General features: G+C 36.9%; 14 protein-coding genes. 7 read left to right on the forward strand and 7 right to left on the reverse strand.

Translation table 11 applies throughout. The features are described from left to right. Positions 1 to 27: 27 nt before the first annotated feature. The 6 genes from rodA to purH all read right to left on the reverse strand — a co-directional run bounded on the left by rodA (position 28) and on the right by purH (position 7,205). Positions 28 to 1,284, reverse strand: a complete 1,257-nt coding sequence (gene rodA, locus AEQU1_RS07455) for a rod shape-determining protein RodA (RefSeq protein WP_111880073.1) — start codon at positions 1,282 to 1,284, stop codon at positions 28 to 30. Next, on the reverse strand, positions 1,284 to 3,149 hold the full coding sequence (locus AEQU1_RS07460) for a penicillin-binding protein 2 (protein WP_111880075.1): 1,866 nt from the start codon (positions 3,147 to 3,149) through the stop codon (positions 1,284 to 1,286). Before AEQU1_RS07460 ends, rodA begins: the two co-directional genes overlap by 1 nt. Then, positions 3,146 to 3,655, reverse strand: a complete 510-nt coding sequence (locus tag AEQU1_RS07465; RefSeq protein ID WP_111880076.1) for a rod shape-determining protein MreD — start codon at positions 3,653 to 3,655, stop codon at positions 3,146 to 3,148. The genes AEQU1_RS07460 and AEQU1_RS07465 overlap by 4 nt, the downstream gene beginning before the upstream one ends. Beyond that, positions 3,642 to 4,472 (reverse strand): rod shape-determining protein MreC, encoded by an 831-nt coding sequence (gene mreC, locus AEQU1_RS07470; protein WP_111880077.1) that lies wholly within the window; start codon positions 4,470 to 4,472, stop codon positions 3,642 to 3,644. Before mreC ends, AEQU1_RS07465 begins: the two co-directional genes overlap by 14 nt. Before the next feature lie 102 nt (positions 4,473 to 4,574). Next, positions 4,575 to 5,603, reverse strand: a complete 1,029-nt coding sequence (locus AEQU1_RS07475; RefSeq protein ID WP_111880078.1) for a rod shape-determining protein — start codon at positions 5,601 to 5,603, stop codon at positions 4,575 to 4,577. Between the two features lie 69 nt (positions 5,604 to 5,672). After that, complete coding sequence (gene purH, locus AEQU1_RS07480; protein ID WP_111880079.1) at positions 5,673 to 7,205, reverse strand: bifunctional phosphoribosylaminoimidazolecarboxamide formyltransferase/IMP cyclohydrolase; 1,533 nt, start codon at positions 7,203 to 7,205, stop codon at positions 5,673 to 5,675. Positions 7,206 to 7,359: 154 nt separating this feature from the next. Between purH and AEQU1_RS07485 the strand changes: the two genes are divergently transcribed. Continuing rightward, positions 7,360 to 8,616, forward strand: a complete 1,257-nt coding sequence (locus tag AEQU1_RS07485; RefSeq protein WP_111880080.1) for an ABC transporter permease — start codon at positions 7,360 to 7,362, stop codon at positions 8,614 to 8,616. A gap of 1 nt (position 8,617) precedes the next feature. Here the strand turns inward: AEQU1_RS07485 and AEQU1_RS07490 are convergent, their stop codons facing one another. After that, positions 8,618 to 9,073, reverse strand: a complete 456-nt coding sequence (locus AEQU1_RS07490) for a GAF domain-containing protein (RefSeq protein ID WP_111880131.1) — start codon at positions 9,071 to 9,073, stop codon at positions 8,618 to 8,620. Between the two features lie 42 nt (positions 9,074 to 9,115). On the opposite strand from AEQU1_RS07490, the gene xrtF reads away from it, so the two are divergent. From xrtF to AEQU1_RS07520, 6 genes are all read left to right on the forward strand, one after another. Beyond that, entirely contained in the window at positions 9,116 to 9,718 is a 603-nt protein-coding gene (xrtF, locus tag AEQU1_RS07495; RefSeq protein ID WP_258455219.1) for an exosortase family protein XrtF, read from the forward strand. Continuing rightward, positions 9,715 to 10,149 carry an exosortase F system-associated membrane protein gene (locus AEQU1_RS07500; RefSeq protein ID WP_111880082.1) on the forward strand — a complete coding sequence of 145 codons (435 nt, stop codon included), beginning with the start codon at positions 9,715 to 9,717 and terminating at the stop codon, positions 10,147 to 10,149. Before xrtF ends, AEQU1_RS07500 begins: the two co-directional genes overlap by 4 nt. A gap of 38 nt (positions 10,150 to 10,187) precedes the next feature. Next, positions 10,188 to 10,730 carry a DUF3347 domain-containing protein gene (locus AEQU1_RS07505; RefSeq protein WP_111880083.1) on the forward strand — a complete coding sequence of 181 codons (543 nt, stop codon included), beginning with the start codon at positions 10,188 to 10,190 and terminating at the stop codon, positions 10,728 to 10,730. Between the two features lie 15 nt (positions 10,731 to 10,745). Further along, positions 10,746 to 11,135 carry a hypothetical protein gene (locus tag AEQU1_RS07510; RefSeq protein ID WP_111880085.1) on the forward strand — a complete coding sequence of 130 codons (390 nt, stop codon included), beginning with the start codon at positions 10,746 to 10,748 and terminating at the stop codon, positions 11,133 to 11,135. Positions 11,136 to 11,354: 219 nt separating this feature from the next. Further along, positions 11,355 to 11,783 carry a hypothetical protein gene (locus AEQU1_RS07515; RefSeq protein ID WP_111880086.1) on the forward strand — a complete coding sequence of 143 codons (429 nt, stop codon included), beginning with the start codon at positions 11,355 to 11,357 and terminating at the stop codon, positions 11,781 to 11,783. 122 nt (positions 11,784 to 11,905) lie between these two features. Continuing rightward, entirely contained in the window at positions 11,906 to 12,325 is a 420-nt protein-coding gene (locus tag AEQU1_RS07520; protein WP_111880088.1) for an HYC_CC_PP family protein, read from the forward strand. Positions 12,326 to 12,369 lie beyond the last annotated feature (44 nt).

A 12,369-nucleotide genomic window follows, 5' to 3' on the forward strand; every position in this document is an offset into this window, starting at 1 on the left:
TATTTTGCAATACTTTATATCAATTTCTTACGCATAATGGTAATTCGCTCCATCCAATTTCACAAAGATAAACAGTAAGATAGTAAAGCCCCATAATGCAGAACCTCCATAACTAAAGAAAGGAAGTGGAATACCCACGGTTGGGAAAATACCTGTAACCATGCCTATATTCACAAAGAAATGGAGAAAAAGTATTGCAGCAACACTATAGCCATAAACCCTTCCAAATTGTGATTTTTGTTTTTCTGCTTTAAAAATTATTCGGGTTATTAATGCTACAAATAGCAGAACAACAATCATACTTCCCAAAAAGCCCCACTCTTCGCCCACAGTACTGAAAATATAATCTGTGTGCTGCTCGGGCACGAAATTACCTTTAGTTTGGGTTCCTTGTGTCCATCCTTTGCCCAGCCATCCGCCATTACTGATTGCAATTTCACTTTGGTTGGTGTTATAACCAATACCTCGGGCATCTACTTCTTTTCCCAAAACAATATTGAAACGGTCACGGTGGTGTTGTTTAAAAACGTTGTTGAAAATGTAGCTCACCGAAAAAGCAAATGCAATACAGCCAATCACAATTAAAACATATTTTAAAATATTGGGTCGTTTTTTTCTATTCCTAAAAAATAGTACTCCGGCCAATATTACTACACCAATGGCAACCCAAACCGCACCAAAAGCGAGTGTTGAAACAAATAGCATAACCGCAAAAAGGGCTAATAATAAATAAACCCCGTGAAGACCTTCTCTATAAAGCGGAAAAACAAAGGCAGCATAAATTAGCGCACTCCCTGGATCGGGTTGAAGAATGATTAAAATTGCGGGTAGGGCAAGAATAATAAGAGCCCCTATCTGGTTCTTTAAATCCTTCATATTTGTTTGTATATCACTCACATATTTTGCGAGTGCCAAGGCTGTGGTTGCTTTTACAAATTCACTAGGCTGGATGCTTACTCCTCCGAAATCATACCATGATGTAGATCCGGCAATAGTTTTTCCAAAAATGAATAGGCCTACAAGTGAAACAAGTGAAATTATGTAGATAACACTAGCAAAACGTTCATAGAATTTGGATTCAATTGCGAGAACAAAAATTATTATCACAATACTCAAACCAATCCAAATCATTTGTTTGCCATAGATTTGGTCAAAATCAAAAAATCCTTTGGCCGCATCACTTAGAGAGGCGGAATAGATATTTATCCATCCCATAAAAACTAAAGCGATGTAAATAAAAATCATTAACCAATCAAACCGGACGTAAGTTTTGCTTGCTGCCATTAATGGTTTATTGAAAAGGGTTGACCACTGTAAGGTTTAGCGTACTCAGCTTCAAGACTACCTTCTAACACATATTTCTCCATATCGGTTCGGGTTATTTCACCTTTCAGATATTTTTCAATCATAAGACCGGCTATTCGTCCTGCCCAACGAGAGCCCCAATAACCATTTTCTACGAAGACAGCTATGGCGATTTTTGGGTTGTCCATTGGTGCAAATGCTACAAAAATGGAATGATCTGTAAGTTGAACGCGTTTTCCTCCAATTTTAGTGAAATTCTCTGCAGTTCCAGTTTTTCCGCAAATCTCTATTCCTGGAACTTGTATGGAGGCCGCAGTACCACGTTGATAAACTTGGTGCATTCCTTCAACAACCGGATAAAAATTTTCCTCATCTACCGCTGTAAAATGTTTCTCAGTAAATTTTTTGGGAATGGTGTCTGGACCAATTATATTTTTTATGATATGTGGGGTATAATAATAACCGCGGTTAGCGATTGCAGCAGTAAAATTCGCCATTTGCATGGGGGTAAGCAAAACTTCCCCTTGTCCGATGGCGTTGGATATTGTTGCCAAGGAAGACCATCTGTGTTCTGGAAATTTGTGAACTTTATTATAATAATCTGACGTTGGTATGTTGCCCTTTTTTCCACTAGGAAGATCGTATCCCAAAAAGTCACCAAGACCAAAACTCATAAGATCATTTCTCCAGGCATCAATTCCATCCTGAGGAGTGGGGTATTTATCTATGATTCTTTTATATACATTACAGAAATAGGCATTACAGCTATTAGCTATCCCACCAATCATTGAAAGTGGACTAGGGTGGGAGTGGCACCCAAGCGTTCGATTGCCATAACGGAAACCTCGATAACACGGAAAAGCATCTTCTGTGGTGACGGCATTTTCCTGAAGACCAATAAGGGCAATTAATGTTTTGAAAGGCGACCCAGGAGGATATTCTCCCATCAAAACACGATCGTATAATGGTTTTCCTATAGTATCATACCATAGTTTTGTGAAATTTTTGGAACGTTCCCGCCCCACCAATAATGAGGGGTCATAACTTGGTGCGGTAATCAATGCGAGAATTTCTCCTGTATCGGGCTCAATGGCTACAATGCCGCCACGTTTATGTATCATAAGCTCCTCGCCATACTTTTGAAGTGTAGCATCAATGGTCAATTGAACGTCATTTCCACGTTGTGGTAGCGTGTCAAATATTCCCTCTTTATAGGGACCAATGTCTCTATTAAAACGATCTTTCTGAATATATTTTACGCCTTTTATTCCGCGAAGAACCTCTTCATATTCCTTTTCAACCCCAGCAGTGCCAATAAGTTCACCCATTTGGTAGTATGGGTTTTTTTCAATTATGGCGTTGTTTACTTCAGCAATGTAGCCCATCACGTTGGCAGAATGGTCTACTTGATACTCGCGAAGGGAACGGCGCTGAATGTAGAACCCTTCATATTTATACATTTTTTCCGAAAGGGAAGCGTAATCAGCTTTGTTCAGTTGCGGAAGTACTACCGAAGGCAACCTGGGCGAATAGGTTCGCGCTTTTTGAAGTATTTCTTTAAATTCTTCTTTGGTAATTTTCAATAAACCGCAAAATTCTAGCGTATCAAGTGGTTTAACGTCGCGCGGAATTACCATTACATCATAAGAAGGCTGGTTTGAAACCAAAAGTTTTCCATTGCGGTCAAACATGTAGCCTCGCTGCGGATAATCATACATTACTTTAATTGCGCTATTTTCCGAAAGGGAATCGGGAGAAGCGTCATAAACCTGTAGATAGAAGAGCCGGGCTGAAAAAAGTAAGCCGGTCAACAATACTAGTGCTATAAGTACAACCTTTCTCATGTAGATTTTCTATTGAAAAGAATCATTGTACACGCAATTACAATTATAGTAAACAATCCAGAAAACAATGTGCTTTTTAATAATAACAAAATGTGTTCAAAGCTGAAAATTTCTAGAGAAAACATAACAAACTGGTGCATAAAAACTAAAGAGGCAATATAAGTGAGCTTTTCTATAGGATCTGCTTTTTTTATTTTTACACTGTTATATTCATAACTCACCCCAAAAGAATATTTTAAAACCACAGGGCGAATAAATGCGATAAATGCACATGCAGCAGCGTGTACGCCTCCTGAATCTTCAAAAATATCTATGGAAAGTCCCAACAGAAAACTAAGAAAAATCAAAAGGCCCTTGTTTCCGTCCAACGGATACATCAAAATGAAAAAGATATACAAATATGGATTTATGTATCCAGCAAGGTTTATATTGTTGAGCATCAATACTTGAAGAAAAACAAGTACGATAAACCGGACTATATTTATAATTATATCATTGTTCTTCATCTTCTACTCCTTTCTCAAGTTCTAAAATTTCTGAGGCTTGGTTGTTTTCAATTAAATACACGTGCTCTAAACTTGTCATATCATTGAAAAGATTAACATTCACATAGTAATAATTGTCATCTTTATCCAAATCAAAATCTTTCACAGTGCCAATTAAAATACCCTCAGGGAAAATGGTTGAACGGCCGCCGGTAATGATTGTATCTCCTTTTTCTAGTTGAGCCAATCGTGGAATATCAATAAGTTGCGCTACGTTTGGATCTTTCGTATTCCAAATTAAAGAGCCAAAATGACTTGATTTTTTTAGCTTAGCGTTAATCCTGCTTTTTGTATTAAGTATGGATTGAACTGTTGCATAATTTTCAGAAACGTCACTCACAATACCCACAATTCCTTTCGAAGAAATCACTCCCAAATCTATCCTTATGCTGTCTCTCTTACCTTTGTCTATTGTAAGCTGGTTTTTTGTTTTGGAGTAATTATTATTGATAACACGCGCCGTGAAATATTTATATTTATTCGGAAGAATAGTGCTGTCAAGCTTTTCAAAAACAACTACTTCCTTAAATTGATCCAGTTTTTTTCGCAGCATTAAATTTTCTTGGAGTAACTGTTCGTTCTCTTTTCCAAGATTTAAATAATCAGCTATATTATTTCTAAAAGTATAGACGCCACCAGTTATAAAATTTGAAGAACTTATAAATTTATTGTTGTGATAATTGTGAGTTTGAATAGTAAGACCAACAGAAATTGTAAAAAGCACAGCAAACAACAGGAAATTTTTATTCCGAATGAAGAAAAAGATAATCTGTTGCATTGCTTTGTGGGGTTAATAAATTCTGCTTTCTAATGGGAGCAACGCCATAAATGGGCAACTATTCTTTTTAAAATTTTCAGCAAAATAAACTTTTGCTAAAAATTATTTAATCAATACACTTTTATATTTTGCGAGATTTTTCAAACAAATTCCTGTTCCACGAACTACGGCACGCAATGGATCTTCAGCAATATAAACTGGAAGATCGGTTTTTTGCGAAAGCCTCTTGTCTAATCCGCGAAGCATAGATCCACCACCTGCAAGATAAATACCAGTGTTGTAAATGTCCGCTGCAAGTTCTGGTGGTGTTTGTGAAAGTGTTTCCATCACTGCATCTTCAATTCTAAGAATTGATTTGTCCAGTGCTTTGGCAATTTCTCTGTAAGATGTTTGTACTTGTTTCGGTTTTCCAGTAAGCAAATCGCGTCCCTGCACGTCCATTTCATCTGGAGGAAGCTCAAGATCTTCAGTTGCGGCACCAATTTGTATTTTTATTTTTTCAGCAGTGCGCTCACCCACATATAGGTTATGTTGGGTACGCATATAATAAACAATGTCATTAGTGAAAACGTCGCCGGCGATTTTTATAGATTTGTCGCAAACAATACCGCCAAGGGCAATTACTGCAATTTCAGTGGTTCCACCTCCTATGTCTACAACCATATTTCCTTTGGGTTGCATAATGTCAACGCCAATGCCAATTGCGGCTGCCATTGGTTCGTGGATTAGGTAAACTTCTTTTCCATTAACGCGCTCAGCGCTTTCTTTTACCGCACGCATTTCTACTTCGGTAATACCGCTAGGAATGCATATAACCATTCTCAAAGAAGGTTTCAGCCATTTCTTTTTTAATGCGGGAATGTCGCTGATGAACATATTAATCATCTTTTCACTAGCGTCAAAATCTGCAATTACACCATCTTTCAATGGGCGAATTGTCTTAATGTTTTCGTGGGTCTTCCCCTGCATCATCGCTGCTTCGCGGCCAACTGCGATTATTTTTCCGGTAGTTCGGTCGCGCGCAACAATGGACGGCGCGTCCACAACAACTTTATCGTTGTGGATGATCAAGGTATTTGCGGTACCAAGGTCAATGGCTATTTCTTCAGTCAGGAAGTCAAAAAATCCCATAGTTTATAATTCGTGGTATTGAGAGTTAACGTGTTGGTTTGGGTTTGGTTTCAACAAATGTAATAAAATTTAATGCTTAAAATGGCGCGTTCCAGTAAATACCATTGCCATTTCGTGAGCGTTGCAATAATCGATGCTAAGCTGATCCTTAATAGACCCTCCAGGCTGTATTACTGCAGTTATTCCTGCATTGTCCGCAATTTCCACACAATCGGGAAATGGAAAAAAAGCATCACTTGCCATTACAGCACCTTCAAGATTAAAATTAAAGGCTTTTGCTTTTTCAATTGCTTGCCGTAATGCATCAACGCGGCTTGTTTGTCCGGTTCCGCTGGCGCAAAGTTGTTTCCCCTTTGCCAAAACAATTGTGTTTGATTTTGTGTGCTTACAAATTTTGGAAGCGAACAACAAATCTTCTAACTCTGCTGAATTGGGTTTATTGTCTGTGGCGGACGTTAAAATTTCAGAAGTGTCGGTAATATTGTCTTTATCTTGAACTAAAACACCGTTTAAACAAGTTCGAACGGTAGTTTGAGGAAGTGTAATTTCTTTTTGAACCAACAAAATGCGGTTCTTTTTTCCTTTTAAAATTTCTAGAGCTTTTTCTGAATAGGAAGGCGCAATCACTACTTCACAGAAAAGATCGTGAATTTCGCTTGCCGTAGCTTCGTCAATTTCAGCATTGCTTATTAAAACTCCACCAAATGCCGAAACTGGGTCGCCCGCCAAAGCAGCCATATAAGCTTGCTGAACTGTTTCGCGTTGTGCAATTCCGCAGGCATTGTTGTGTTTTAAAATTGCAAAAGTTGGAGCATCTCCTTTAAATTCATTCATCAAACTCACAGCGGCGTCAACATCTAAAAGATTATTGTAGCTCAATTCCTTTCCGTGAAGTTTGTTGAATATTTCGTCAAAATCCCCAAAGAAATATCCTTTTTGGTGTGGATTTTCGCCATAGCGAAGTTCCTGTCCGCGTGTTTCACTTATCTTGAAAGCAGATAATTTTTCCTCTTTATTGAAATAATTAAATATGGCTGTATCGTAATTTGAAGAAACGTTGAAGGATTTTGCGGCAAAATGCTTGCGATCTTTCAAAGAAACGTGGCCGTCATTTGCTGAAATTAAATCCAAAAACTCAGCGTAATCGTCAACCGAAGAAACGCAAATGGTGTCTTTAAAATTCTTTGCAGCGGCGCGTATTAAGGAAATTCCGCCGATATCTATTTTTTCAATAATGTCTTCTTCCGAAGCGCCCGATGCAACGGTTTTTTCAAAAGGATACAAGTCAACAATGACCGCGTCAATCTGCGGAATTTTATATTGAGTCATTTCGGCAATATCACTTTCATTGTCTTGACGGTTCAATATTCCACCAAAAACTTTTGGGTGAAGGGTTTTAACACGGCCGCCCAAAATGGAAGGATAATCCGTGATGTCTTCTACGGCAATTACCTGGATTCCAAGATCGTTGATAAATTTTTTGGTGCCTCCGGTAGAGTAGATTTTTACGTTTTGTTCGTTCAGTTTTTTAACAATTGGCGCGAGGCCATCTTTGCTAAAAACGGAAATTAAAGCCGACGTAATTTTTTTGGAATTGTTCATTATGAAAAATTAAGGTGCAAAAGTACATAATTGAATAGTAAATTTGTAACATAACCAGAGAGAAAACGTCTTACTTTTAATAATTTTATCAACCCTTCTTTTTGAGTTTGGGACGAATCATTTGAAAATCCAGAATCTTAATTAAAAACTGTAAATGCTAATTTATTTTCGCCTTTTAAAGGAAAGTTTCAATTTTGCGCTCAATGCGCTGCGAAACAATAAATTGCGAACCTTCCTTTCTTTGGTGGGGGTAACAATTGGTATCTTTTCCATTATTGCCGTTTTAGCTGCGGTAGATTCTTTAAAACGTGAAATTGAAGGTAGTATAAGTGGTTTGGATAATAGTACAATTATAGTGATGCGTTATAATTTTGGTCCAACAGAAATTCCCCGCTGGAAATGGCAACAGTTTCCGGATGTTACGTACGATGAATACCAATATATTGACCGAAATACACCCAATATTGAAGCTGCAACTTTTACGCTAAACGTTCCGAATGAAAGCATAAAGTATGAAAACAATCAGGTTGATAACGTCCCCATTGGAGCTGTTACAGACAGTTATTATGATATTGAAGCTTTAAAACTTGACGAAGGAAGGTTTTTTAATGGTTCTGAATCTAATAGTGGTTCTATGGTCGTGGTTTTGGGAGATGAAATTGCCAATCAGTTATTTGGAACAGCGGCAAATGCTATAGGGAAGGAAGTGCGTATTTATGGAAGAAAATTTAACGTTATTGGAGTTTTGAAGAAGGAAGGGGCGGGCTTGTTTGGAAATTCAAAAGACACTTCCGTTTGGATGCCCGTAAATGTAGTTAGGCGCATTTATGGTGATAATAATAAAAAAACATTTCCTCAGATAGTAGTAAAACCTGAAAAAGGAGTAGATGAGGCCGAATTTATTGCGGTACTTTCACAGAAACTTCGACTAAAACGGGGGTTGAAACCCGATGAAATAAGTAACTTTTTCGTGAACCAAATGCAAGGTTTTACAGATTTTATTGATGAAATAACGGGCAGCATGAATATTATCGGACTTATAATTAGTGGGTTTTCGCTACTCGTGGGTGGTTTTGGAATTGCAAATATTATGTTCGTGAGCGTGAAGGAGCGAACCAATTTAATAGGCATTCAAAAATCATTGGGTGCAAAGAACAAATTTATACTATTTCAATTTTTATTTGAAGCGGTAATTCTCGCCGTAATTGGTGGATTGATTGGATTGTTTTTGGTTTTTATTGTTTCAATAATTGCTTCTCAATTTACAGGCGATTTTGAATTTGTTCTGTCGCCATGGAATATGTTTGTTGGTACAGCAATCTCTGCAGTAATTGGTTTAATTTCCGGAATTCTTCCAGCAATTTCTGCTTCAAAACTGGATCCTGTTGAAGCTATTAGAACCGGAATGTAATTTACAGAATTTGTGAAACCTCTTCATTTACCCATTCCAAAAACCTTTCGTCCTCTAAAGAAAATGGATCTTCCACATGTGAATCAATGTCGATCTGTCCTATGTTTTTTCCGTCCTTAAAAAGCGGGATTACGATTTCAGATTTCACGGTAATGCTGCAAGCAATGTAATTATCTTGCGCTTTCACATCTGGCACTACGAAATTTTTGTTGCTCACGGCAACTTGTCCGCAAATACCTTTTCCAAAAGGAATAACAGTATGATCTGTTGGCTCTCCAGCAAAAGCTTTTAAATGAAGCGTTTTTTCGGCTTCATTTGTAAAATAAAAACCTACCCAATCATAATAGCCAATGGAAGACTGTAATAGTTCACAAACCTCTGTCAATCTGCTATCAGTACTTTCTGAATTGTTTGCTAAAATGGTTTTAACGTTGTGTTTTAAGTGGGAAAATGGCATAGGTTTTTTTAAATCTTGATTATGCGGTAAAAGTATTTCAAAATGGGTACATACAGCAAAAACAAATCCTGTATTTTTGTTAAAACCCAAACGGAAGCATTGAGAGCGATTTTCAAAAAAAATAAAACAGTACTAAAATTTGTCGCCCTCTTTTTGGGAACCTATTTAGTTCTCGGAATTCTTTATTCTGTTTATTTAAAAGTTTCTGAAAACAGTGCATATTTTCCTGACTATATAACCAATCTCGTAGCAAAGCAAAGTGCTGCAGTGCTTGAGGGTTTTGGTTATAGTTCTGTTCTAAAACCTGATCATTTGGAACAGGGAATGTTACTGACCATTGAAAATAAATATACCGTGAACATTGTGGAAGGTTGCAATGCTATTAGTGTTATTATTTTATTCGTGGCTTTTATAATCGCTTTTGCGGAAAAATTCAAAAAAACATGTATGTTTCTTTTTGCTGGATCGGTCTTGATTTATATCGTCAATCTTTTGCGAATTGCTATTCTCGTTATTGCTTTATACAATTTTCCCGAATATGAAAACATCCTTCACTCTGTAGTATTTCCTGGAATTATATATAGTATGGTTTTTATTTTGTGGATGATTTGGGTGTGGATGCTGAAACCCATTGCGGCAAAATGAAAAATGTTTTACAAATAGGTGCTATTACAATCCTTGCAAGCCTATTGGTATTGATAAGGGCTTTTGAGAATACTATTTTTTATGATCCGCTCTTGGAATTTTTCAAAATGGATTACAAGGCCTTGCCACTTCCTAAAATGGATTCTTTTGCATTGCAAACTGGCATTGTACTTCGGTTTTTAATGAATACCATCATTTCACTTGCAATTTTATGGTTGGTTTTTTTTGATAAGGAAATAATTAAACTCTCAGCTCTTTTATATAGCTTATTATTTGTCGGCCTTTTTATGGTTTTTACCTTTATTATTTTCACTTCGGAAGAAACAGGAGGTCATTTGGTTCTTTTTTACGTGCGCCGATTTCTAATCCAGCCTTTATTTTTGCTTATTCTGCTACCGGCCTTTTATTTTCAGAAATATAAAACCCGTTGATTTTTTGATACCTTTGCATCTCTAAATCTATTTTACAAATGAAAAATTTTTCTCTTATTTTCTTCGCGATTACAGCATTCGCAGTCTCATCGTGCAAGGATAATTCAAAACAAAGCGAGGCAGAAGTCGTAACCGTAGACAATGCCGAGTCAAAAACCTACGAAATAGCCAAAACGGAAGCCGAATTTAACGATCCAAAAGTGGAAGCAATTTTTGATCAATACCTACAAATAGAAGCAGGGCTTGTAAATACTGATGCCTCCAAAACGGCAATAGCGGCTTCAAAGTTGCAGGAACAACTTAAAGAGATAAATGCAGACGAGACTACCAAAAATGTAGTTGCTGCAATGGCCACTTCTGAAGATATAAAAGTTCAGCGCGAAAATTTTGAAGCTTTAAGCAACGGGCTTGAAGGCATGCTTAAAGGAGCTTTAAAATCTGGCACACTTTACAAGCAATTCTGCCCGATGGCTTTCAACAATAAAGGGGCCTATTGGATAAGCAGTAGTGAAGATATTTTAAACCCTTATTTTGGTGATAAAATGTTGAAGTGCGGGAGAGTGGATTCCAAATTGGAATAATTCATAATTTTTAATATGCCGAAAAAACTGTTGGCTATTACTTTCTTCTTATTAATTGCTGTCCGTCCGGCATATACGGTCAGTTATTTACTTTACTTTCAGCTTAATGTTGATGTGATTATCCAAAAATATTGTATCAATAAAGATAAACCGCAAATGCACTGTAACGGCAAGTGCCATTTGATGCAAAAACTCAATTTTGATACGGAAAATACCCCTACGCCGAACCGTGCAGCGGTATCCTTTTTGGAAGCTTTCTTTCCGCTCTACTATCAATCAAATGAAACTAGTTTACCGAAACCTTTTGTTAAAATTATTTTGCTTCCCAATTTTAATATCCTACATTTTGAGACTTCAGGTTTTATCAACAAAATATATCATCCTCCGCAAGTTTTTATTTCATAAATTTTCAATTTTTTAATGTAGCTGCACTGCGATACTGCTTGTGCTTTGCCAGTTTTTATCACGTGGCTATATTGAAAAGGCGAGTTTGCATTTTCTTATAAATTCGTTCTGTAAAGTGCACAATATCAATATTTAATTGGCGTTCAGTTTAAGGGTAAAGAAACTTTTACGACTTGCGCAAAAATATTTAATTTAATAAAACTTAAAATAACATTTAGTATGAAAAATTTAATATGGTTGGGACTTACAATATTATTGATGAGCTCCTGTAACAACAAAGAAAAAAGTGAGACGGTACCTGTAAATACTGAAGTTACTCAAATGCAGAGAATTGTAGCTGTTCATGATGCTTTAATGCCTAAAATGAGCACAATTGGTGAATTGAGCGGGAAAATCCAAGCGAGTATAGATGTGGAGAATCCTGACGATGAAAAAGTTAGCGTCCTGAACGACTTAAAAGCAGCAAATGCAGATATGATGGAATGGATGAAGGACTTTGGTAAGAATTTCACTTTTGAAGAAATCAATAAAGGCGCACCCCTTTCTGAAGAAAAACAAGAATTGCTAAAAAGCTATGAGAAAAGCGTAAATCAATTGCAAGAGCAGATGAATACAGCTATTGAAAATGGAAATAAGTTGATTGAATAAAATGAATTTACGTTGTTATTATTTCATTCATTTTTAATTTTTTAAAGCTGTAATTATACACAACTCTTTATTTTGGCCTCCCACCTAAGTTGGGAGGCTTTTTTTTGTATTTTTGTGCTCAAATGAAAAAAGCAGTTTCCATATTCCTAACAATACTAATGCTTGCAAGCAGTTCGGGAATAGCCTATGCACAACACTTCTGCAGTGGGACGGAAATGATGGCTCAAATTACGTTGGGTGAAAAACATCTCTCCTGCGGAATGGAGGAGAATGCTCCAGATTCTGGTTGTGGTGCTGAAACTGCTGCCCCCGAAGTCCACGACTGTTGTAAAAATCATATAACCAAAATACACACAGACGATAATTTCGCAAAAGCTTCGTTCGATTTAAAACTGAACAAAACCTTTATAGCTGCTTTCATTTCTGTATTCGTTCTGAATGAAGTAGAAATAGCTTCCACTAAAAAAATCTTCTTTGCGGATTACAATCCGCCACCACTCGAACAGGATTTCAATATTCTGTACGAGACTTTCCTTATTTGATTAATACCCGCTTTGCGGGACCTAATGATTATAGCTCCAAATTT

It is taken from the genome of Aequorivita sp. CIP111184, from assembly GCF_900489465.1.
Classification (GTDB): domain Bacteria; phylum Bacteroidota; class Bacteroidia; order Flavobacteriales; family Flavobacteriaceae; genus Aequorivita.